The 23,565-nt window shown below is 48.2% G+C and carries 24 protein-coding genes; 18 read left to right on the top strand and 6 right to left on the bottom strand.

Going from position 1 to position 23,565, the window contains the following annotated elements; genetic code table 11:
• Positions 1-23 precede the first annotated feature (23 nt).
• The 7 genes from KNO71_RS00660 to KNO71_RS00630 all read left to right on the top strand — a co-directional run bounded on the left by KNO71_RS00660 (position 24) and on the right by KNO71_RS00630 (position 7,695).
• A complete protein-coding gene (locus KNO71_RS00660; RefSeq protein ID WP_214686901.1) occupies positions 24-1,250 on the top strand; it encodes a competence/damage-inducible protein A in 1,227 nt (408 codons plus the stop codon).
• A gap of 76 nt (positions 1,251-1,326) precedes the next feature.
• Positions 1,327-2,376, top strand: coding sequence for a recombinase RecA (gene recA / locus KNO71_RS00655; protein ID WP_012726480.1), 1,050 nt, complete (start codon positions 1,327-1,329; stop codon positions 2,374-2,376).
• Positions 2,377-2,564: 188 nt separating this feature from the next.
• Positions 2,565-4,127 carry a ribonuclease Y gene (gene rny / locus KNO71_RS00650; protein WP_035387855.1) on the top strand — a complete coding sequence of 521 codons (1,563 nt, stop codon included), beginning with the start codon at positions 2,565-2,567 and terminating at the stop codon, positions 4,125-4,127.
• A gap of 48 nt (positions 4,128-4,175) precedes the next feature.
• Positions 4,176-4,970 carry a TIGR00282 family metallophosphoesterase gene (locus KNO71_RS00645; RefSeq protein WP_031423460.1) on the top strand — a complete coding sequence of 265 codons (795 nt, stop codon included), beginning with the start codon at positions 4,176-4,178 and terminating at the stop codon, positions 4,968-4,970.
• Positions 4,971-4,996: 26 nt separating this feature from the next.
• Positions 4,997-5,257: a stage V sporulation protein S gene (locus KNO71_RS00640; RefSeq protein WP_012726477.1), complete on the top strand. Its 261-nt coding sequence runs from the start codon at positions 4,997-4,999 to the stop codon at positions 5,255-5,257.
• Positions 5,258-5,423: 166 nt separating this feature from the next.
• Positions 5,424-6,500 (top strand): L-threonine 3-dehydrogenase, encoded by a 1,077-nt coding sequence (tdh, locus tag KNO71_RS00635; RefSeq protein WP_078147043.1) that lies wholly within the window; start codon positions 5,424-5,426, stop codon positions 6,498-6,500.
• Positions 6,501-6,513: 13 nt separating this feature from the next.
• Positions 6,514-7,695, top strand: coding sequence for a glycine C-acetyltransferase (locus tag KNO71_RS00630; protein ID WP_078147042.1), 1,182 nt, complete (start codon positions 6,514-6,516; stop codon positions 7,693-7,695).
• 686 nt (positions 7,696-8,381) lie between these two features.
• Here the strand turns inward: KNO71_RS00630 and KNO71_RS00625 are convergent.
• Entirely contained in the window at positions 8,382-8,930 is a 549-nt protein-coding gene (locus KNO71_RS00625; RefSeq protein ID WP_078147039.1) for a DUF4256 domain-containing protein, read from the bottom strand.
• Between the two features lie 141 nt (positions 8,931-9,071).
• Complete coding sequence (locus tag KNO71_RS00620) at positions 9,072-10,229, bottom strand: MFS transporter (RefSeq protein WP_214686900.1); 1,158 nt, start codon at positions 10,227-10,229, stop codon at positions 9,072-9,074.
• A 256-nt stretch (positions 10,230-10,485) separates the two neighbouring features.
• Between KNO71_RS00620 and KNO71_RS00615 the strand changes: the two genes are divergently transcribed.
• Both KNO71_RS00615 and KNO71_RS00610 read left to right on the top strand, forming a co-directional pair.
• Complete coding sequence (locus KNO71_RS00615) at positions 10,486-11,079, top strand: GNAT family N-acetyltransferase (protein WP_214686898.1); 594 nt, start codon at positions 10,486-10,488, stop codon at positions 11,077-11,079.
• Positions 11,080-11,113: 34 nt separating this feature from the next.
• The gene (locus tag KNO71_RS00610; RefSeq protein ID WP_078147036.1) at positions 11,114-11,674 is read left to right on the top strand and encodes a histidine phosphatase family protein; all 561 of its coding nucleotides are present in this window, start codon (positions 11,114-11,116) and stop codon (positions 11,672-11,674) included.
• 84 nt (positions 11,675-11,758) lie between these two features.
• Here KNO71_RS00610 and KNO71_RS00605 read toward each other — a convergent pair whose 3' ends face one another.
• Positions 11,759-12,763, bottom strand: a complete 1,005-nt coding sequence (locus KNO71_RS00605) for a tyrosine-type recombinase/integrase (protein ID WP_214684109.1) — start codon at positions 12,761-12,763, stop codon at positions 11,759-11,761.
• A gap of 101 nt (positions 12,764-12,864) precedes the next feature.
• Between KNO71_RS00605 and hflX the strand changes: the two genes are divergently transcribed.
• The 4 genes from hflX (at position 12,865) to glnA (ending at position 17,298) form a co-directional block, all read left to right on the top strand.
• A complete protein-coding gene (hflX, locus tag KNO71_RS00600) occupies positions 12,865-14,112 on the top strand; it encodes a GTPase HflX (protein WP_214686896.1) in 1,248 nt (415 codons plus the stop codon).
• Positions 14,113-14,114: 2 nt separating this feature from the next.
• A complete protein-coding gene (locus KNO71_RS00595) occupies positions 14,115-15,413 on the top strand; it encodes a methionine gamma-lyase family protein (RefSeq protein ID WP_214686892.1) in 1,299 nt (432 codons plus the stop codon).
• A gap of 92 nt (positions 15,414-15,505) precedes the next feature.
• Positions 15,506-15,910, top strand: a complete 405-nt coding sequence (locus KNO71_RS00590; RefSeq protein ID WP_078147032.1) for a MerR family transcriptional regulator — start codon at positions 15,506-15,508, stop codon at positions 15,908-15,910.
• 47 nt (positions 15,911-15,957) lie between these two features.
• Positions 15,958-17,298, top strand: coding sequence for a type I glutamate--ammonia ligase (gene glnA / locus KNO71_RS00585; protein WP_031423481.1), 1,341 nt, complete (start codon positions 15,958-15,960; stop codon positions 17,296-17,298).
• An 88-nt stretch (positions 17,299-17,386) separates the two neighbouring features.
• On the opposite strand, the gene KNO71_RS00580 is transcribed toward glnA, so the two are convergent.
• From KNO71_RS00580 to lexA, 3 genes are all read right to left on the bottom strand, one after another.
• On the bottom strand, positions 17,387-18,262 hold the full coding sequence (locus KNO71_RS00580) for an AraC family transcriptional regulator (protein ID WP_214686890.1): 876 nt from the start codon (positions 18,260-18,262) through the stop codon (positions 17,387-17,389).
• A gap of 191 nt (positions 18,263-18,453) precedes the next feature.
• Positions 18,454-18,894: a metal-binding protein gene (locus KNO71_RS00575; RefSeq protein ID WP_078147030.1), complete on the bottom strand. Its 441-nt coding sequence runs from the start codon at positions 18,892-18,894 to the stop codon at positions 18,454-18,456.
• The gene (lexA, locus tag KNO71_RS00570; RefSeq protein WP_078147029.1) at positions 18,894-19,514 is read right to left on the bottom strand and encodes a transcriptional repressor LexA; all 621 of its coding nucleotides are present in this window, start codon (positions 19,512-19,514) and stop codon (positions 18,894-18,896) included. The genes KNO71_RS00575 and lexA overlap by 1 nt, the downstream gene beginning before the upstream one ends.
• Positions 19,515-19,717: 203 nt before the next feature.
• Between lexA and KNO71_RS00565 the strand changes: the two genes are divergently transcribed.
• The 5 genes from KNO71_RS00565 (at position 19,718) to KNO71_RS00545 (ending at position 23,514) form a co-directional block, all read left to right on the top strand.
• Positions 19,718-19,954, top strand: a complete 237-nt coding sequence (locus tag KNO71_RS00565; protein ID WP_012726458.1) for a hypothetical protein — start codon at positions 19,718-19,720, stop codon at positions 19,952-19,954.
• 71 nt (positions 19,955-20,025) lie between these two features.
• Positions 20,026-20,670, top strand: a complete 645-nt coding sequence (locus KNO71_RS00560; protein WP_012726457.1) for a YneB family resolvase-like protein — start codon at positions 20,026-20,028, stop codon at positions 20,668-20,670.
• 60 nt (positions 20,671-20,730) lie between these two features.
• Complete coding sequence (locus tag KNO71_RS00555; protein WP_078147028.1) at positions 20,731-20,964, top strand: DUF896 domain-containing protein; 234 nt, start codon at positions 20,731-20,733, stop codon at positions 20,962-20,964.
• A gap of 199 nt (positions 20,965-21,163) precedes the next feature.
• Positions 21,164-23,155: a transketolase gene (tkt, locus tag KNO71_RS00550; protein WP_041917901.1), complete on the top strand. Its 1,992-nt coding sequence runs from the start codon at positions 21,164-21,166 to the stop codon at positions 23,153-23,155.
• 125 nt (positions 23,156-23,280) lie between these two features.
• Positions 23,281-23,514 (top strand): YneF family protein, encoded by a 234-nt coding sequence (locus tag KNO71_RS00545; protein WP_012726454.1) that lies wholly within the window; start codon positions 23,281-23,283, stop codon positions 23,512-23,514.
• Positions 23,515-23,565: the final 51 nt, after the last annotated feature.

Below are 23,565 nucleotides of genomic sequence, written 5' to 3'. Positions count from 1 at the left end.
TTTGAAGTTGAGGAGGAAATGAGATGAAACGAGCCGAAATCATTGCGGTAGGAAGCGAGTTGCTCTTAGGGGAAATCGTCAATACGAATGCGAGTTACATATCAGAACAACTGTCGAAGTACGGTGTGCCGGTCTTGTATCATCAAGTTGTCGGGGATAACGCGGTACGAATGCGAGAGACGTTTGAAATCGCCCGTCGTCGTTCCGACTTTGTCATCGTCACGGGTGGACTCGGTCCGACAGCGGATGATGTCACAAAGGTGGTCCTTTCCGACTTACTCGAACGTCCGATTGTGCGAGATGAGGAAGCGTATGAGACGATTCAACGTTTCCTCGTGTCACGAAATCGATTGATGAACGATGGGGACGCTCGCCAAGCCGACGTGCTCAGCGGAGCAGACGTATTACCAAATCCGGTCGGGCTTGCCCCGGGCATGTGGATTGCCGGAGATACGACGTGGTTGCTTTTACCGGGTGTGCCACGTGAGATGAAAGCATTGGTCGAGGCGACGTTTCCTAAGAAACTATCAGGAGCGACGCTCGTCTCAGAATCATTACGGTTTTATGAGATTGGAGAATCCGCTCTCGATGATGCCGTGAAGGACTTATTGGATGGTTCGAATCCGACCGTTGCCCCCTACGCCGAGACGGGAGAGGCAAGACTTCGGATCAGTGCCCGTGCGACGGACGAGGTGACCGCGCGTCAGATGATTGAAAAAGTGAAGACTGAAATCCTGAAACGGGTCGGTTCGTACTACTTTGGCTCTGACGATGAGACGATTGCATCACACCTTGTCCAAACATTGTCTAGATTGAATCGAACATTCGCTGTTGCTGAGTCGTTGACCGGCGGTGAGGTACAATCGATGGTTACATCAACACCTGGCGCTTCAGTCGTCTTTCTAGGTGGAGTCGTGACCTATTCGGATGAGCTAAAAAATAGGTATTTAGGGGTCTCGCTTGATACAATTGAACAGCACTCAGTCGTCTCAAAAGAAGTTGCCTATGAGATGGTGGACGGATTGTCAAAGACCACCCATGCCGACTACGCCCTCTCTTTCACGGGAGAGGCAGGACCGACATCGAATTCGGGTCGTCCGATCGGTACGGTCTATATCGGAGTGAAGACACCAAACGGAATAGAAGTCATCGAGCGGACGTATCCCCATCAAGAACGGAATATCATCCGCATGCGAGCCGCGAAGGACGGATTATGGGCCCTCATTCAACGAATCAAAAAAGGCGAATAAATGTTCGTAAAAAACTTGTGTATCGTACAGTGTTCACGTATAATAAGAGTATCAATTAAAGGAGGCTCATTTATCTATGAGTGATCGTAAACAAGCGTTAGAAATGGCATTGCGCCAGATTGAAAAACAATTCGGTAAAGGCTCAATCATGCGCCTTGGTGAAAATACAGACCAACAAGTATCGGTCATCCCTTCAGGGTCAATCGCCCTCGACGTCGCGCTCGGTGCGGGTGGATATCCACGCGGTCGTGTCATCGAAGTATACGGACCAGAATCTTCAGGTAAGACGACGGTTGCCCTTCATGCGATTGCAGAAGTCCAAAAGCGTGGCGGTCAAGCAGCATTCGTTGATGCCGAGCACGCACTCGATCCGAAGTATGCTAAAAATCTTGGGGTCAACATCGATGAGTTGCTCCTTTCACAGCCGGATACTGGGGAGCAAGCGCTCGAAATCGCTGAAGCGCTCGTTCGCTCGGGAGCAGTTGATATCCTCGTCGTCGACTCGGTTGCGGCACTCGTACCGAAAGCCGAAATCGAAGGGGAAATGGGAGACTCGCACGTCGGTCTTCAAGCTCGTTTGATGTCTCAAGCACTTCGTAAGTTGTCTGGTGCGACGAACAAGTCGAAAACGATTGTCATCTTCATCAACCAAATCCGTGAGAAGATTGGGATCATGTTCGGTAACCCGGAAACGACTCCAGGGGGCCGTGCCTTGAAATTCTACTCTTCTGTACGTCTTGAAGTTCGTCGTGCGGAGACGCTCAAACAAGGTCAAGATATGGTCGGGAACCGTACGAAGATCAAGATTGTAAAAAACAAGATTGCACCCCCGTTCAAAACAGCGGAAGTTGATATTATGTATGGTGAGGGGATCTCGCGTGAAGGGGAACTCATCGATATCGGTGCAGACCTCGACATCGTTCAAAAGAGCGGAGCTTGGTACTCGTTCAATGAAGAACGTCTTGGTCAAGGCCGTGAAAACGCCAAGCAATACATGAAAGAAAATCCAGCAATCGCAGCTGAGGTCGAACAACAGATTCGAGATCACTACGGATTGAATGGAGAAAAAACGGTCACGGTCGAAGGCGAAGACGACGAAGTCCTCTCACTTCTCGATGACGAATAAGCACATCGTCTCACTCGAATTCTTTCGAGTGAGATTTTTTTAGTATAATTTTTTAGGCAATTGGTAGTTCTATCCTGTCCGTGCATTGCATTCTCCCTATTAAATAAGTACAATAAAGTTATGCGCGGGCTTGCCCGTGTATCTCACTTATTAAAAAAATAAAATAACCTTGCGAAAGGGAGGTGAACATGATGGAATGGCTATACTGGCTTATTCTGATCCTCCTTTTGCCGATAGCTTTTGTTGCAGGTTTTTTTGTGCGTAAATCGATCGCCGAAGCGAAGATTCAAGGTGCCGAGACGGAAGCGACTAAGATTGTAGAGCAAGCAAAACAACAATCGGAAGCGATGCAAAAAGAAGCACGGCTTGAAGTAAAAGAAGAGATGATTCAACTTCGTAATGAGACGGAACAAGAATTGCGTGAACGTCGCGAAGAACAGAAAGTGAAAGAGAATCGCCTCGTTCAAAAGGAAGAGCTTCTTGACCGCAAAGCAGACATGCTCGAGCGGAAAGAAGACTCGCTAGATGAACAGGAACGAGGACTCGAAAAACGCAAGCGTGAAGCAGAAATGCTCGAAAGCAAAGTGGAGGAGTTATACGAAGAGGCACGCCGAGAACTTGTACGCGTGGCATCCCTCTCGAAAGATGAAGCACGTACCATCATCATGGACGAAGCGAAGCAGGAAGCGCTTCACGATGCTGCTCTCCTTCAAAAAGAAATCGAGCAAAAAGCAAAACAAGAAGCGGATAAAAAAGCGAAACACCTCTTATCTCTCACGATGCAACGATATGCAGCTGAACATGTCGCCGAGACGACGGTATCCGTTGTCAACTTACCGAGTGATGAGATGAAGGGTCGTATCATCGGGCGCGAAGGACGTAACATCCGGACGCTCGAAACGTTGACTGGGATTGACCTCATCATCGATGACACACCAGAAGCCGTCATCTTGTCAGGGTTCGACCCGGTTCGTCGTGAAATTGCGAAGATGACGCTTGAAAAACTCGTTCAAGACGGTCGGATTCACCCCGCTCGAATTGAAGAAATGGTAGAGAAGTCTCGCCGTGAAGTGGATGAACGCATTCGTGAATACGGGGAGGAAGCTACGTTTGAAGCCGGAATTCACGGACTCCATCCAGACCTTGTCAAGACGCTCGGTCGCATGCGTTATCGTACAAGTTATGGTCAGAACGTCTTGTCTCACTCGGTTGAGGTGGCACACCTTGCCGGGATGATGGCAGCCGAACTTGGTGAAGACGTCACACTCGCCAAACGGGCCGGACTCTTACACGATATCGGGAAAGCGATCGACCATGAAGTCGAAGGTAGTCACGTTGAAATCGGTGTAGAACTTGCGACGAAATACAAAGAACATCCGGTCGTCATCAATTCGATCGCTTCCCACCACGGGGACGTCGAGGCGACATCGACGATTGCTGTACTTGTGGCAGCGGCTGATGCCTTGTCAGCAGCGCGTCCTGGAGCTCGTCAAGAGACGCTTGAAAGCTACATCCGTCGTCTTGAGCGACTCGAATCAATCTGTGAGTCGTTCGAAGGTGTCGAGAAATCGTATGCGATTCAAGCAGGACGTGAAGTTCGAATTATCGTTCGCCCTGATGTCGTTGACGATGTCGTCGCCGGTAAGATGGCACGCGATATTTGTAAGCGAATCGAGGATGAACTCGATTATCCTGGACAAATCAAAGTGACGGTCATTCGTGAAACACGTTCCGTCGATTATGCGAAGTAAACGAAGCGGAGAATTTCTCCGCTTTTTCTGTTTGAGGGAGGACTTTATATGAAAATTTTATTTATCGGTGATGTGGTCGGGAAACCCGGTCGTGATATATTGACTAAACAAATCGGACGCTTGAAAGACAAATATAACCCGACGTTCATGCTCGTCAACGGTGAGAACGCGGCAAACGGTCGTGGTCTCACGAAAAAGATTTACCAACAATTTTTAGAGCTCGGCTTTCATGGGGTGACGATGGGAAACCACACGTGGGACAATCGTGATATCTTTGAGTGGATCGACGACGCCGACCGCATCGTCCGTCCGGCCAACTATCCGGACGGGACACCTGGTGTCGGCATGATGAAATTGAAACAAAACGGGAAGAAACTGGCCGTGATTAACGTCATGGGAAATGTCTTCTTGCCGTCTCTTGACTGTCCGTTCCGTACCGTCGACCGTCTCGTCGAAGAAGTGCGCGATGAGGTCGATGCGATTTTTGTGGATGTCCATGCTGAGGCGACAAGCGAGAAGATCGCCATGGGCTATCATCTCGACGGTCGCGCTCAAGCCGTTGTCGGGACGCATACGCACGTACAGACGGCAGATGAACGTGTCTTGCCGAACGGGACAGCGTACATCACCGACGTCGGGATGACCGGTCCACTTGACGGGGTACTCGGCATGGATGCATCCGTTGTTTTAAAAAAATTTATGACACAACTCCCAGTTCGGTTTGAAGTTGCCGAGGGACGGGAACAACTTAATGGAGTTTTCATTACAATCGATGATCAGACGAAACGAGCGACAAAAATCGAACGAATACACCTAGATGATCAGACCGTCTGGTTTGATTGAACAACCTACCCGAGGGGGAAACAAGAATGGACGTACTCAAAGTTTCGGCAAAATCGAACCCTAACTCCGTTGCGGGTGCTTTAGCGGGTGTGCTACGTGAAAAAGGAACGTGTGAGATACAGGCGATTGGGGCAGGTGCACTGAATCAGTCCATCAAAGCCGTCGCGATTGCCAGAGGCTTCGTCGCGCCAAGCGGTCTCGATTTGATTTGCATTCCGGCCTTTACTGATATTATGATTGACGGAGAGGAACGTACTGCCATCAAGCTCATCATTGAGCCGCGATGAGCGGTCGGGACATAGGTCCTATTCTTGTGAAGAGGAGCCATCGGCGCGGATGGCTTCTCTTTTTTTGTGTAAATCGGACGTTCCATCTTCTCAGTTTCGTCATTTTATGACAAGATGATAAAGAACGTATCGTTCGATCATTAGAGACAAGAGGGGGACGTTTTCAATGGAACAACTTGTGTCAACCAAAGAGACGGAATCAACGACACCAGTAATGAAAGCGATTCAAAAACACACGGCCGGGTTTGGGGCAAAACTGGTCGACGTACCAGTTCCGACACCAGGACCTGGAGAAGTGCTCATTCAAGTTAAAGCGACATCGATTTGCGGGACCGATGTCCACATCTATGAATGGGATGAATGGTCACAGAGCCGCGTCAAACCACCATACGTATTCGGTCATGAGTTTTCGGGGGAAGTCGTGGCGCTCGGGGAGGGGACGAAACGGATTAAAGTCGGACAGACGGTGTCTGCTGAAACACATATCGTCTGTCATCAGTGTAAGCAATGTTTGCGCGGGCAGTACCACATCTGTAAGAACACAAAAATCATCGGGGTGGACACGCAAGGCTGCTTCGCAGAATACGTCGTCATGCCTGAAGAGAATCTATGGGTGAACCCGGAGTCGATGCCAGCGAAACTCGCCTCGATTCAAGAACCTCTAGGAAATGCGGTTCATACGGTATTGGCGAGTGACGTGTCTGCCAAATCGGTCGCCATCGTCGGTTGTGGGCCAATCGGACTCATGGCGGTCGGCGTCGCCAAAGCAGCAGGGGCGAGTCGTGTCTATGCGATTGACGTCAATCCATATCGTTTAAAACTCGCCGAAGCGATGGGGGCAGATGTCGTCATCAACAGTTTAGAAGAGAATCCGCTCGAGTTGATTGAGCGTGAGACCGACGGAGACGGAATCGATGTCGTCTGTGAGATGAGCGGACACCCGATTGCCATCGATCAAGCGTTTAAGATGGTCACGGCAGGCGGGGACGTCAACGTCTTGTCACTCCCGGCTCGTCCGGTCGCCATCGACCTCACACGGGACGTCGTCTTTAAAGGGGTCCGCGTCCAAGGAATCACGGGCCGCAAGATGTATGAAACGTGGAGTCAAGTCTCGACGATGCTTGCGACGGGTCAGTTGGACGTCGAACCGATCATCACACACGTCTTCAAGCTCGAAGAGTTCGAAAAAGGGTTCGAACTCATGCGGGCAGGGAAATGTGGAAAGGTCGTCTTAATACCTTAAAGGGGGAAACAACATGGCATTTGAACATATTACAGAAGCAATCAATGAGATGAAAGAACAAGGGACGTTCCGTAAGCTCGTCCCGCTCGAATCGGCACAAGGGAATGAAGTGACAATCGATGGGAAGTCACTCGTTCAGCTGTCATCAAACAACTATCTCGGACTCGCGAATCACCCGCGTCTGAAGCAGGCGGCGATTGAAGCGGTCGAACATTACGGTGCAGGAACGGGATCAGTCCGTACGATTGCCGGGACGTTCGAGATGCACGAAGCGTTCGAGCGTGAACTCGCGGAGTTCAAACATACGGAGGCCTCACTCGTCTTCCAATCAGGATTCGCGACGAACCTCGGAGTATTGTCTGCACTTCTTGGACCGGAGGATGTCGTCATCAGTGACGCCCTCAACCATGCGTCAATCATCGATGGGATTCGCCTCACGAAAGCGGCTCGACGTATCTATAAACACGTCGACCTCGAAGACTTGGAGAAGGCGTTGAAAGAGACGCAGGACTATCGCACACGTCTCGTCGTGACGGACGGCGTCTTCTCGATGGACGGGAACATCGCACCGCTTCCGGCCATCGTCGAACTCGCAGAGAAGTATGACGCTGCGGTCATGGTCGATGATGCGCATGCATCCGGCGTCCTCGGGAAGAACGGACGTGGAACGGTCAACCACTTCGGATTGGACGGTCGCGTCGCGCTACAGGTCGGGACGCTCTCAAAAGCAATCGGTGTCTTAGGTGGCTATGTCGCCTGTTCACAAGATATTCGGGATTACTTGATCCACAAAGGTCGCCCGTTCCTCTTCTCGACATCACATCCACCGGCAGTCGTGGCGGCGAACCGTGAAGCGATCCGTGTGATGAAAGAGGAAGAAGAGCTGTTCGACAAGCTATGGGCGAACACGGAGTTCTTCAAGAACGGTCTACGTGACCTCGGTTTCGATATCGGACATGCGACGACACCGATCACACCGGTCATGCTCGGCGAAGAGACGCTTGCGCATTCATTCTCAGACAAGTTGAAGGAACATGGCGTATTCGCACAGAGTATCGCCTTCCCGACGGTCGAGCGTGGGAAAGCACGCATCCGGACCATCGTCACAGCGGAGCATACACGAGACGACCTCGAACGGGCACTCGAAGCGTTCAAGACGGTCGCGGAAGAGTTAAATGTGACATTACACGCATAAACGAGGACTGCAGACAATCTGTCTGCAGTTTTTTAGTGGATTGGTCTATGAAATCGAGTACATTCAGATAGAGCACAGATGGGGTAAATCGAAATATAGCGCATTTCTTAATATTTCAATTACCTTAATTTTGTTTTAGATTACATATCAGAAATGAGGAAAGGCTATGTTTCAGCAAGGGATCTTTCAAGTGGGAATAGTATTAGATCGAGAGACGTTTTCGATTCTGACGATTTCACCACCATTCATCATAAATGTGATCTATAGTGTCTTGATTGTGATGTATGTCTTGTACTTTCAGAGTGAGGGTTGGAAAGGGAAATTGTGGAACGTTGTACTGATGTGCTACGCGCTCTTATTCATCTTTGTCTATATAGGAGCCTGGTTTGTGAGGCTGAAATACAACCTTACACCGAGTTTCAACGAGTCGTTCGCTCTCGAACCCTTTCCTGGATGGAAGATTTTTTCATACAATGGATTGAGAACGGTATAGAAGAACCGAATATGACAGCAAATGCGATTGCGTTTGGTGCGTTGCTGTTCTACTTCAGGAAGTTCAAGGGTAAATATACGTGGATATTAAGGCTTTTCGCAGTGATTCCTGTCAGCTTATTTTTCATCATATATATTCCGAAAGTCTTTAGTTGGTTATTGCAATAAAAAAGAAGCAAGGCGCAATGCCTTGCTTAAATCGTGATCATTCCTCTAAAACCTCGAGCGGCATAATAGGAATCTGCACCATTGTGGTAGACGAAGATGTGATCATAGCGACGGTCGCAGAACAGGGCGCCACCTTTTTGACGAATGGTGTCCGGTGTCTGAATCCAACTTGACGTCTTCAAATCGAATGCACCGAGCGTTTGTAAGTGTCGGTATGTTTCTTCATCGAGAAGGGTTATGCCCATCTGTTCAGATAGGGCGACCGCGCTTCCGGCGGGTTTGTTCTTCTTACGTGCCTCAAGAGCTGGTTCGTCATAGCAGAGACTTCGTCGACCGCTCGGACTCTCGGCTGAACAGTCGCAAAAAGCGAGGTCTCCGTTAGGGAGTCGAATCACGTCCGGTTCTCCGCCAGTCTCTTCCATCAAAGCGAGGGTGGTCAACTTATCTTGATTAATCTGAATTCGTTCCAATACGTCTGACCAGACGGCGTCAGGATGACGTTCAACGTTTTCGGTAAAGCGAGACTCTAAGGTATTTAGTAACTCGATGGTTTCTTCCTGTGAAAGTTTCGACATGGAAATCACTCCGATCATTTGTTTCTTTTAGTATACGATATGAATCGCTACAGGTTGTCTTTTCAATTGTGAGAATGGAGAATCTACCAGTTAGAAAATCATTTAAATAAGGCGCCCTCTCTTTGAGAAGGCGCCTGTTACTTATACAGAAGATGCGGTCAAAATGGACTGTTCGGTCAATCGCCCAATCCAGATTAACGGAAGGGTCAAAAATGCACCGAGAAGGTATACCGAATCAATCGGTAGCCTATCCGCAAGAAGACCGAACAATAAGCTTCCCATACTGAATGCGAGGGCATATCCCGTTTGTTGCACACTGTACACATAAGGAAGTTGTGTAGTCGAGATCTGTTCTTGAATGACGGTGTTCGTCTGAATGATGCGGATTTGTGTGGCTGCGCCTTGAATCACTAACGCCAAAATCGCAAACGCGAGATGCTCGGTCACGCCGAACAACAGAGCGGCAACAATGGATAAGACGGCAGTCGACGGTAGCGAGGGTGCTCGACGAGACCGATAAAGATAAGCACTCGCCGCGATCATACTAATCAAAAATGATGCGTTAAGCGTTCCCCACCAGCCTGTATCGACTTGCAGATGTCGCTCGAGATAGACGAGAAGCAACGCTGAAATCCAAAGCGTGCTGACAAATGATTCATACGTCACAAACCAAGTCACACGACGAGCGAATGGTGACGTTCTTACATAAGTAAGACTATCGCGTAAGGTAATCGATTCCTCCGTTCCATCATCGACGATGTCTTCCGTAAGCGATTGATAGAAGTAAATCGTCACAACCGTTGAAAGGCTGAAGAGAACGAGTGAAACGATTAATGCAAAGGCGCTAGACGAGAGAGAGACGAGCATCGTCCCGAGCGGCCACATCGCGAGTTGGATGAACTGGTTGGAACCTTGAACTAGGCTGTTCGCTTGTTGACGATTCGTCGCCAAACTTGGGATGAATGAGGCTTGAATCGGACGTGCGAATCCATCGAGAAATGCAATCCACATGACGAGGCCGAGAACAAGAATCGAATCCGTGAAGAGAACGAGAACAAGGGTGATCGTCTTCATCAGTTGTGACAGGACGAGCGTTTTCCCGAGCGAGTAGTGGTTGAGGATGCGGGCGAAAAAGAGTCCGCTGAGCGTCATACCGGCAGTCACGGCAATCGGGAAACTGGCCGCCATGAGAGCGGACCCAGTTTGTTGATACAGCAAGGCAATGAGCGCGACGATGTATAGGACATCGCCAATGTTTGCGAGCCATTGGCTAACGAGCAGTGTGTAAAACGATTTCATCACAAATCTCCTCCGAATCTATTTAATTTGGTAGGTTAGACGAATCGTTTTTACACATTTTCACCTCTTCATAAAATGATATTAAAATAATTATACAAAATTTGATTAATTCTGTAAACTTATCATATGGGTGAAATTGTCATAATAGAAGAGTGGAATGTTCAACAAGCTTTGATGGTAGTGGGTAAAAAGCAATTACGTGGGTTACTTTACGAAAGTGAATTGAAAAAATAATGAATGATAAGGATGGGACTATATGCTTGAATATAAACTAAATGATGATGTCACACTGAGAATGTTCAACACAGACGATGCGGACGAGTTATTTAAGCTCACGATTGCATCGAAGCCTTATTTGCGAGAGTGGCTTGGTTGGCTCGACTATATTGAGACGGTGGAAGACTCGAAGCAGAACATAGAGGGACGAATTAAAGGGTTGATTGAAACGGGCGGGCACCCAAAATCGTTCGCTTTGATGTATAAAGGAGCACTGGCCGGAACAATTGGATTTAACGAAATCGATCGTGGTATCCAATGTGGCACAATCGGATACTGGCTCGGACAAGAGTTTCAAGGGGAAGGCATCATGAGTCAAGCGCTCGAGACCATCATCGAGTATGGGTTTCAAGATTTGAAACTAAATAAAATTGAGATCCGAGTCGCGACAGAGAATGTGAAGAGTCGGGCACTTCCGGAACGATTCGGCTTTAAGAAAGAAGGGGTCATTCGAGATGCGGAGTGGCTGTATGACCGTTACGTCGATCATGTCGTCTACGGGTTGTTGAAACATGAATTTTTGCAGCTAAACCATCATTCTAAAGCTTTTGATGAGGCTGGACATCGTATGTAAACAACGACGAGACATTTTAAAAGGGGACTACTGAATGACAACCATATATTTTGTCAGACATGCACATTCTACCTATACACCAGACGAATTCGCCAGACCGTTATCTGAGAAAGGAATGCATGATGTTGCTGAAATTACAAACCTTCTAATCGATGAGGGGATCGATATCGTGACTTCGAGTCCATATAAACGAGCCGTTCAAACCGTAAAAGGCATCGCGGATTATCTTGGACAGGACGTTGTAGTGTCGGATGATTTGAGAGAGCGAACCTTGACTTCAGAACCGGCTAAAGACTTTACAAGCGCGATGGAGACCGTTTGGGAAAATCCTGCGTTCGCATGGGAAGGGGGAGAGTCGAACGATCAGGCTCAATCTAGAGGGGTAGAGGCTCTCATATCACTGCTCAGTACATACGAAGGGAAAAAAGTGGTGCTCGGCACACATGGAAATATTATGGTTCTCATGTTGAATTACTTTGATGAACAGTATGGATATGAATTTTGGAAAGAACTCGACATGCCGGATATCTATAAGGCGACTTTTGAGAACAACACATTAATGAGTGTCGAGAAGTTATATAAACCTCAAGGTTAGAAATCGATTGACTATAGATGGTAAGGATCAAGTTGTCTTCGTACCATTGGATAACCTGAAATCGTACAGACCAAGACCCGCCCTTCACGAGAGGGCGGGTCTTTCGTCTGACTCAAATAACTCAGTTCCGAACTCTTCATACGCCTGTTCATACCGGCGGAGGGAAGATTCCTTATGCATACAGGTGATATTCATCCGCTCGGATGGTGTCAGATCGGCCGCATATGTCTTCAACACATGGGCGTTTCGAAGCATCGATGGCGTGACGGAGCGCGCGAGTCCACTTCGTTCGTTCAACTGCCGCATCATCTTTGTGATCATGACGATCGTCAATTGCTTCGGTTGATTCTTCGCATACACCCAGCGGAACGTCATCCGGGCAAAATCGAATGAGACGAAGACCGGGTCTTCTGAATACCAACGTGGTCGTACCGGGGTCGGGATATCAGCCAAATAATTCATGAGCAACGATTGATCTTCCTGTGACAGCTTCAACGTGAAACGGTTTCCGAGACGATCGTACACGTCGAAGGTGTGATCGACCAGATGCAAGTCGCTCATTCGCAAACGAATAATGTGATGGACACGCAATCCATATTTATAGAAAAGCGTCACAATCAGTTCGTTCCGATTGACGAGATAAGGATGAGCTTGGAGCTGATTCTCACTCAGTCCTCTCGTCGAACGAATCGTTTGAACGAGTCGGTCGAATTCAGATTGGAGTGCGACTTGGTCGACTGTCAACGTATGTGCCGGTTGGGAATAGGCAAGCATCTTTTTACGAAGCGGATTTAAAAATTGGGTCAGGCTATTGATGACCGTGACGATTCTTGCGACGGTCGCCTGTTGATAGTGCTTCTCTTCGATTAAGAAGTCATTCACGAATGTCTTCCACGATTCGAGCGGAACGTCTAACCAGTCCGTCGGTTCGTTCAGTTCGACATTGTGGTCGTGAAAGTATTTATGCACGTCAATCAAGTCGTAGCGATATCGCTTAAGCGTCGAGGGTTGACGACCGCTGGCGCCGAGATGATAGAGGTAGGTTTCAATAAATTCCGGGAGCGGGTAGTCTTTTCTTCGTTTCGTCATGGTCGAGCCTCCTTCTTCCTTTATCCTACCACAAACGGACGTTCTCTATACGCTGATTCGTGGTAAGATGGAAGGTGAGACTTTATGGAATGAGGGATTACATGATTGAACGTGAAAAAGTTGTCATCGTCGGTTGTCAGTTGCCTGACATCGATGATTGGACATATGAACAGTCGATGGGCGAGCTCGTCGAACTCGTGGACACGGCGCAAGGCGAAGTCGTTGCCAGACTCGACCAAAAGCGTCAACAAATCGACCGTCGTACCTTTATCGGGAAAGGGAAAATCGAGGAACTCGCGATGCTCGTCGAACAGTTCGAGCCGGACTTATTGATTTTCAACGCCGAATTGACACCGGCACAGTCGAAGAACATTCGCATCGCCTTGAACGACCCGGATGAAATGAAATTGATCGATCGCACCCAGCTCATCTTGGACATCTTTGCGAGCCGTGCGCAATCGCGGGAAGGGAAATTGCAGGTCGAACTCGCACAGATGAACTATTTGCTACCACGTCTCATCGGTCAGGGGACGCAGCTCTCGCGACTCGGTGGTGGAATCGGGACGCGTGGTCCTGGTGAAACGAAGCTTGAATCGGACCGTCGTCACATCAAGCGACGCATCGATGAAATCACGAAACAGCTCGAGGGGACAGTCGCACACCGTGGACGTTACCGAGAACGCCGGAAAGAAAATCGCGTATTCCAAGTCGCGCTCGTCGGGTATACGAATGCTGGGAAGTCGACAATCTTTAACCGATTGACTGATGCCGACACGTACGAGCAGGATGAACTGTTCGCGACGCTCGACCCGTTGACGCGCGAGCTCGAACTTCCGCGAGGCGGGAAAGTGCTGATCACCGATACGGTCGGATTTATCCGTGACTTGCCGACGAAACTCGTTGCGGCGTTTCGTTCGACTTTGGAAGAAGTCGTCGGTGCCGACTTGATCCTCCACGTCATCGATGCATCGAACCCGCACTACCTGAATCAAATCGATACGACGAATGCGGTATTGGAAGAACTCGGTGCGAGTGAGGTACCTCAGCTCGAGGTATATAATAAGAAAGACCGTCTCACGAAAGACTTCGTCGGCGGACCACTGTTGATCTCGGCAATCGCATCGGAAGATATCGTGACGTTGACAGGTGCTCTCGAGGATAAGATTGCGGACATTTTGACAAAAGTCCATGTCATTCTCCCGGTGACGGCGTTTGAACACTATCACCCGGCCAAAGAGGCGATGTATCGTCTTGAAGAGAGCTTTTTAGATGACGGTTCTGTCGAATTAGTAGGTTATATGAGAGAAGACACGCGTCTATACGCGACGCTAAAACAATTTGAGGTGTAAGTATGTGGCAAGGAAAGATTGAACATTATGATGCGCTCGCGCCGTTCGTAAAAAAAGCGGAGGTGCGGGTAAAACCGTTTTTCGAAAAGATAGAAGAAACAGCTGAATTCAACCAGTATCGCGTCTTAGAATCGTTTAAAAAGTATAAAGTGTCGGATTTTCATTTTAATCCGACGACGGGATATGGGTATGACGATATCGGCCGGGACACGCTCGAATCCATTTATGCGGATGTGTTCGGAGCCGAGCTCGCGCTATGCCGACCGCAGATCATCTCCGGTACCCATGCAATTGGGATTGCCTTGTTCGGTGTCCTTCTACCAGGCGATGAGCTGCTCTATATCACGGGGAAGCCGTATGACACGCTTGAGGAGATTGTTGGCATCCGTGGCGATGGTCGCGGTTCGTTGAAAGAACTCGGTGTCCATTACGATACTGTCGAGTTAAAAGAGGAACGTGAAATCGACATCGACCGCGTCATCGAACGGATCCGTCCTGAGACGAAACTAGTCGGGATTCAGCGATCGAAAGGGTATGCGAATCGTCGCAGTATCCCAGTCGATGAAATCAAAGTCGCCATCGAACGGATCAAAGCGGCACATCCGCATGTGTATGTGTTCGTGGACAATTGTTACGGTGAGTTTGTCGAGACGATCGAACCAACACACGTCGGGGCTGACTTGATGGCTGGTTCCCTCATCAAAAACCCAGGCGGTGGATTGGCGAAGACGGGCGGTTATATCGCTGGTACAAAAGAGTTAATTGAACGGTGTTCGTTCCGTATGACGACCCCAGGTATCGGAAGTGAAGCCGGACCATCACTCTACTCGCTTCAAGAGATGTATCAAGGCTTCTATATGGCACCTCATACAGTCGCACAGGCATTAAAAGGGGCCCATTTGACGGCAAGTCTATTGTCCTTGATCGGATTTGAGACAGATCCCCACTATACGACCCCACGAACGGACTTGATTCAGTCGGTGACGTTCCGTGACCGCGATAAGATGATTGCGTTTTGTCAGAGCATCCAAATGGCATCGCCGGTCAATGCCCATGCGTTACCGGTGCCGGCCTATATGCCGGGTTATGAAGATGACGTCATCATGGCAGCTGGGACGTTCATTCAGGGTTCTTCCATCGAGCTGTCTGCCGATGGTCCGCTTCGGGCGCCGTACACGGCGTACGTTCAAGGTGGTCTGACGTATGCTCACGTAAAAGTCGCGCTCATGTTGGCGTTGAGCCAATTACACGGTAAAGGATTGGTCAAATTCAATGACCAAAATCAGCCGACACATTTGTAATTAATCTGTCATGTTAACTTTATTAACATCTATTGACAGGATTGTTGTCATATATTATTCTCACATTGTGAGACAGAAAAGGAGGGGTAAGGATGGCCGATCAATTTCGTCGCTCCAACCCGTTGTTTCCGATTGGAATCGTCCAAGATTTGACGCAACTGACAGGTAGACAGATTCGGTATTACGAAGAACAGGGTCTGATTTCGCCTAGTCGGACGGAATCGAAACGACGACTTTATTCCTTTAATGATGTCGAACGTCTACTCGCAATCAAGGATTACATTGATCAAGGCTTTAACTTGGCGGCGATTCGCCACATGTTAGAGCAAGAAGGTGAAAAAGAAGCGGAAGCATCTGCTCCGACCGCACCGGTCAGTGAAGCACCGAAGGTTTCGGAAAAAGAGTTACATCATTTGTTGAAAACACAGCTTCAAGAAGCCGGTCGTTTCAATAAGACGTCGCTCATTCAAGGTGAGCTTTCACGTTTCTATCGATAACGCCGCACACATCAACCATTACGCAATGTGAGAGGGGACATTTTACCATGGCCAGAAAAACGTTCACAAAAGAAGACATTAAACGCATCGCACAAGAGGAAGACGTACGCTTTATTCGTCTTCAATTCACGGACATCCTCGGAACAATCAAAAACGTCGAGGTGCCGATCAGTCAATTGGACAAAGCACTTGATAACAAGATGATGTTTGACGGATCGTCAATCGAAGGATTCGTCCGCATCGAGGAATCAGACATGTACTTGTATCCAGACCTCAACACGTGGGTTGTCTTCCCGTGGACAGATGGCAGCGGAAAAGTTGCTCGCTTAATTTGCGATATTTATAACCCAGACGGCACACCGTTCAGCGGTGACCCGCGCGGTACACTCAAGCGTAACCTTGAGAAGATGCAAAAACTTGGTTTCACAGCGTTCAACGTTGGACCAGAGCCAGAGTTCTTCTTGTTCAAAAAAGACGCATCAGGTCGCCCGACTCTTGAACTCAACGACCAAGGTGGATACTTCGACTTGGCACCAGTTGACCTCGGTGAGAACTGCCGTAAAGAGATCGTCATCGAACTTGAAAACATGGGCTTTGAAATCGAAGCATCACACCACGAAGTAGCACCAGGACAACACGAAATCGATTTCAAATACGCAGATGCTGTCACGACGGCAGATAACATCCAAACGTTCAAACTCGTCGTTAAGACGATTGCAGCGAAGTATGGTCTTCACGCGACGTTCATGCCGAAGCCGCTCTTCGGTGTAAACGGTTCAGGGATGCATGCGAACATGTCACTCTTCAAAGGCGACACAAACGTCTTCTACGATCCAAACGGCGACATGGAACTTTCAGACACAGCTCGCGCGTTCACAGCCGGTATCTTGGAGCACGCTCGTGCCTTCACGGCAGTATGTAACCCGACTGTGAACTCATACAAGCGTCTCGTACCAGGCTACGAAGCACCTTGCTATGTTGCATGGAGCGCACGTAACCGTTCGCCACTCGTACGTGTACCAGCGGCACGTGGTCTCTCGACTCGTATCGAAGTACGTTCGGTTGACCCGGCGGCGAACCCGTACCTTGCACTTGCTGCCCTCTTGGCTTCAGGTCTTGACGGGGTCGAAAAAGATTTGAATGCACCTAAACCAATCGATAGCAACATCTACGTGATGGACAAGCCAGAGCGTGTAGCAAACGGAATCGACGATCTCCCGGCCACACTCTTCGACGCACTCGAAGTCCTTCGTGCGGACAAAGTCGTGATGGACTCACTTGGTGAGCATATCGGTGAACACTTCCTCGAGTTGAAAGAAATCGAGTGGGATATGTTCCGTATGCAAGTAACAGAGTGGGAACGCGATCAGTACATGACGCTCTACTAAATAGAAGAGATACATTAAAGAGTATGGAGCATCCCTCAATTTGGGTTGTCCATACTCTTTTTGATAAATCATAATAGCGGAGATATCTTTATGATTCCGGCTCTTCTCTAACCTTCACAGGGACCCAAACCTCGCTATATACGTTGTCATATCCTGTTTCTATTTTGCTAAATGAAATGCTTGGTAAGTCTTGAAGTGCGTATCCCGAAGAAGGTAACCATTCTGCATAGGTTCTTGCCATCGTCTCTTGTAGAGTGCTTGGGAATGGTCCAGTGTTCGGGAAGATTGCCCATAAACTTTTTGGGATTGAGATCACTTCGACATCGTCATACTTAATTTCTCTTGTCGTGGCAAAACCGATCATATGTGTCAAATAACCTTCTTCTTCTAAGTGACCGTCATCAAAGTTGAACGATACGTTCAAGGCACGATGCGGATATAAATTGCCCAATTCATGCATGTGAGCCCGTTGCTGTTCCGTAATCGACTTCGCGAGTTCCATGATTTCTTCGTTGACTCCCTCGAATTGAATAGGGACACGCTTTGAAACTCCAACGATTTGAAAAGCTTCTTTTTCTTCTAACTTGAACTCCATTGATGTTCCTCCTTTTATATCGATATAAAACGTGAAGCGAGGGAACGACTTTTGAATGTGATTCTTCATGACTTCAGAAGGCAAATGACCAGACCAATCTCGAAACGCTCTGGAAAACCCTTCGACCGATTGATATCCATAGAGATATGCGATTTCTGTTACGCTTGAACCATGAACCAATTTTTCATTTGCGATAGAAAACCGTCGATTTCGTATATAAGTGTGAAGTGTCATTCCTGACATATACGAAAACATTCTCTTAAAATGATGAGCAGATAGTCCGGTGATTTTTGTGATCTCTGAATCTAAAAGTTCTTCCGTTAAGTGCTGTTCGATAAAGTCCATCAGCTCATTTAATGCTTTTACCATCAAGTTCTCCTCCTTCATAGTTTGACAATATCGGATTTCTTCCAACTCATCTCGATAATTTGCGTGCAGGAAAGATCGGGTCGTATTAGTTTAAGCATTTCATTCATAAAATGGATACCCTATAACACGTTATCATTCCAATTAAAACAAAGGACCACCTTCTGTACTTCACGAAGGTGGTCCTTTGTTGGTTAAAACGCTTTTTTGAAAAACGTTGAAGTATAGTCGAGCGTCGTATGCAGTGTCGTCGCAAACACGAGCCCTAAAAAGAAAGACATGCCATGAATGTCCACCCATGAGCGGATTGCCTCTTCGTATGCCGTGAAGGGCAAGATCAGCACGAGCGGGAACCCGATATATGCAATCCGAATCACATCACTCAAAGCAGGTAGGTGCGAGAAGAGCGAACGGTGCGGCATAAGCTTTACGTAAGGGAGCCAGATCAATTTGAGTGGTCCCCATCGATAATAGGCGTCTGATTTTAAATCGAGGTCCGGGGAGAGCCAAAGTGTACCGATAATGGCGCCGATGATCAAAGAGAATGGAACATCGATCTCAAGAAAAGGCGTGGCAACCGCGAGTGCTCCGGTTGCCACGAGATTCGTTCGGGTATGGGTCTTGCCACTAGCCATTAATGAATCGTACGGTATACACCGATAACCTTTCCTAAAATCGAGACGTTGTCAAAATACATCGCTTCTAACTCGTCGTTCTCCGGTTGAAGGCGGACCTTTGAAGCTTCCTTGTAAATCCGCTTCACGGTCGCTTCGCCTTCTTCCGTCATGGCGACGACAATCTCTCCATTGTCGGCCGTGCTCTGTTGGCGCACGAGCACCCGGTCCCCGTCCAAGATGCCTGCGTTGATCATCGAATCCCCAGAGACAGACAACATGTATACATTATCTGACCCGACGATATGTGCCGGGAGCGGGAAGTGTTCTTCCACGTTCTCGATGGCGGTGATCGGCGTCCCGGCAGTGACCTTCCCGATGACCGGTACGTACATGACGGACTCCTGCTCTTCTATTGTCGGCATATCGTCAGTCAAAATTTCAATCGCGCGAGGCTTCGTCTTATCTCGACGAATCAATCCGCGTTTCTCTAAACGATCTAGATGACCGTGTACGGTCGAACTAGATGCTAAACCGACGGCTTCTCCAATTTCACGAACAGAAGGCGGATAACCTTTAGCCCGTACTTCGTCTTTGATGAAATCAAGAATCTGTTGTTGTCGCGCTGACATTTTTTTCATTATGTTCACCTCGATATAATCGAATAACCTGCAATCGCATCCTATTCTTTATGTGTCTAGTGTAACACAAGAACACATGAGCGTACAAACATTCGTTCGTTTTTTTGTGTTGACCGAACACGGGTTCTTGTTTTATGATGAGAACAGATAAACGAACAAACGTTCTAACGAACATATATTCTTATACGGGAGGCAATTCAATCATGAAAGACACACTCAACGGAATCATTTTAGTCGGGATGCTCTTGGTCGGGATGTTCGCTTTTTATTTGGCTGGTGAAATGCGAGGGGAACCAAAAGTTGTCGATCCGGTCGTCACGTCAGAGCGGACGATTGAACAAGAGGTCGCGTACGTCGAAGCGGAATCGCTCGAAGCACAGATCATGGCAGAGCGTGAAGAGCATAACGAACGAAAAATGAAATGGTATGCCGCTGAGTGATTGTTCTTCATTGCGAACTATTCTTGAACTGTGTATCGTAACAAATGAATGCAATGAAAGGGAGTGGTGCGATGCGAGTCGTCATCTATTGCCGGGTATCGACGAACAAGTCTACCCAAGAGACATCACTCAGTCGGCAAGTCGAAGAATTACAGCAGCTGGCTTCGGGATTAGGGGCCGACGTCATAGATGTCATCACAGAGCAAGAGAGCGGTTATGAAGTCAATCGGCAAGGGCTACTTGATTTACTTGACCATGTATCCACTTCTCAGCTCGATGCTGTTCTCGTCACGGATGACAGTCGTTTAGGACGAGGGAATGCCAAGATTGCGATCTTGCATACTCTAATGAAGCATGACGTGCGATTGCTGACGATGCAGTCGACGTCGGACTATGTCGTTTCCGATGCCGAGAAGATGGTATTGGAGATTGTCAGTGTTGTCGAAGAGTATCAGCGTAAGATTCATAACGCTAAAATTTCTCGTGGGATGCGCCGTGCCGTCGCCAACGGATTTAACCCACAGCGCAATATTCAAAATAACGATCAAGGCGGGCGACATCGAATCGAAGTGCCGATTGAAGAGATTATTCAATTACGCGAGCGTGGCTTGACGTTTGCTGAGATTGCGGCGACCCTTCGAGGATTTGGTTATGAAGTCTCGAAAGCGACCGTCAATCGACGTTATCTCGAGCACCAGTCAGTAGCTGAAACTTGATTCTTCCTCTTTGATTTTGTAAAGTATAAGAACAAATTCACTAGAGAGGGGGCGAGTCAGATGTTAGCACCAGGACAATTGGAGCGAATCAATTTCCTCGCCAACAAAGCGAAGACAGAAGGACTGTCTCAAGACGAAATGAACGAGCAACAAGACTTGCGTCAAGAATATTTGAAGGCGTTTCGTCAATCGTTCAAATCACAAATGATGGGGATGAAAGTCGTCGACCCAGATGGGAACGACGTTACCCCAGAGAAGTTGAAAGAAGACCAAAAACGTTATCGCGGTGAGTGATCCCGAATGCACATCCTATTTCGTATAGGATGTGCATTTTTGTTATACACGAACACGCATCAGACGAACGGATTACACATTATTTCATGCAATAGAAGGAAACGATTTCATCAAATGTGTTATACTAATTAATTAGTTGTGACACACGATTGAGTGTGATAAAATATGACGGGTAGAAAACCTTCTTAACACAGAGAGGATGAAATTAGTGGAAACAACTACTAAAGAATTATTAGCGATTAACTCGATTCGGACGCTCTCAATTGATGCGGTCCAAAAAGCGAACTCTGGTCACCCAGGGATGCCGATGGGCGCTGCCCCAATGGCGTTTACACTTTGGACAGATAAAATGCGTCACAACCCGAAAAACCCGAACTGGTTCAACCGTGACCGTTTCGTGCTTTCAGCGGGTCATGGATCGATGCTCTTGTATTCGCTCCTTCACTTGTCTGGCTATGATTTGTCGATGGACGATTTGAAATCATTCCGTCAAATGGACTCGAAAACACCTGGTCACCCTGAGTACCGCCACACGGCTGGGGTAGATGCGACAACGGGCCCACTTGGACAAGGGATTGCGATGGCTGTCGGGATGGCCATGGCAGAGAAACACTTAGAAGCGACTTACAACCGCGACGAGTTCAACGTCGTTGACCACTACACGTTCGGCATTTGCGGTGATGGAGACTTGATGGAAGGTGTATCTGCTGAGGCGGCTTCTCTTGCAGGTCACTTGAAACTTGGTAAACTCGTCGTTCTTTACGATTCAAACGACATCTCTCTCGATGGCGACCTTCATAAGTCATTCTCTGAAAGCGTAGAAGACCGATTCAACGCTTACGGATGGCAAGTTATTCGTGTCGAAGACGGAACGGACATCGATTCAATCGCAAAAGCGATTGATGCTGCGAAAGCAGAGACGTCGAAGCCGACATTGATCGAAGTCAAAACGGTCATCGGATTCGGTTCACCGAACAAGTCGGGTAAATCGGCATCACACGGTGCGCCACTTGGAGACGCTGAAATCGAATTGACGAAACAGTTCTACAAATGGGAAGGCGAGTCATTCTACGTTCCAAACGAAGTATATGACTTATTCAACGAGAAAGTTGTCGAGCCTGGTGCGAAATATGAGTCAGACTGGAACGAACTCGTTGAAGCGTATAAAGCGGCACACCCTGAGCTCGGAGCACAGTTCGAGCGTGCGATGAACAATGAGCTTCCTGAAGGTTGGGATAGCGAGTTGCCGACATTCGAAATCGGTTCGAAAAAAGCAACACGTCAAACGAGCGGTGAAGTGTTAAACGCAATCGCAAAAGCAGTACCGACACTCTTCGGTGGGTCGGCTGACCTTGCCGGATCGAACAACTCGATGATCAAAGGTGCGGCAGACTTCGATGAAGATCCAGCTGGCCGTAACATCTGGTTCGGTGTTCGTGAGTTCGCGATGGCTGCAGCTGTGAACGGTATGGCCCTTCACGGTGGTGTCCTTCCTTACGGTGCGACGTTCTTCGTCTTCTCGGATTACCTCCGTCCTGCAGTCCGTCTCGCAGCACTTATGGGACTTCCATCGACGTTTATCTTGACGCACGACTCAATCGCAGTCGGTGAAGATGGCCCAACGCACGAGCCGGTCGAACATTTGATGAGCTTCCGCGCGATGCCGAACCTCTCTGTTCTTCGTCCTGCTGACGGCAAAGAAACGATTGCAGCTTGGAAACAAGCAGTGACATCGAAAACGACTCCTTCACTTCTCGTCTTGACTCGTCAAGCGTTACCAGAACTCGAAGGTACATCTATTGAAACGGCAGCAAAAGGAGCTTACGTCGTTGCAGGTGAATCGAAAGATGCAGACGTTCTCTTGCTCGGTACAGGTTCTGAAGTACACGTTCTCGTTGAAGCGCGTGAACAGCTCGCGTCAGAAGGTGTGAAAGCGGCAGTCGTCTCGATGCCATCATGGGAACTCTTCGAAGCGCAATCTGCAGAGTACAAAGAATCTGTTCTTCCATCTTCAGTCACGAAACGTGTATCACTTGAAGCGGGTGCGACACTTGGATGGTACAAATATGTAGGATTCGGTGGTAAAGTGCTCGGAATCGACAAGTTCGGAGCATCTGCACCTGGTGACCTCCTCATGAAAGAGTACGGCATGTCAGTCGACAACGTCGTCAATGCAGTAAAATCACTTTAATCTCAAGTTAGATTGTTGTGACGGCCAATTGTTTGGCCGTCACTTTTTTTCTGGACGACTAGCGAAGTTGTTCAATTTAGTGTATAGTAAAAAACGATGTTTCATATGGTAGAGGAGGTAAAGCCTTGAGTACATTATTCTGGATTCTTCTTGTCGTGGCAGCACTCATCGGGGGTATCGCGATTGGATTCTTTATCGCGCGTAAATACATGATGAACTACCTTGAACAGAACCCGCCAATCAATGAAGATATGATTCGTACGTTGATGATGCAGATGGGTCAAAAGCCATCACAGAAGAAAGTCAACCAAGTGATGCGCGCCATGAACGTGCAGATGAAAAACGAAAAGAAATCATAATCAATCACGAAAGCACTTCGGTTCCCGAAGTGCTTTTTTGTTTCCTCTTTT

The sequence above is a fragment of the Exiguobacterium sp. s163 genome (genome assembly GCF_018617135.1).
GTDB classification, from domain to species: Bacteria; Bacillota; Bacilli; order Exiguobacteriales; family Exiguobacteriaceae; genus Exiguobacterium; species Exiguobacterium profundum.
This window is presented reverse-complemented; position numbering and strand designations above follow the sequence as displayed.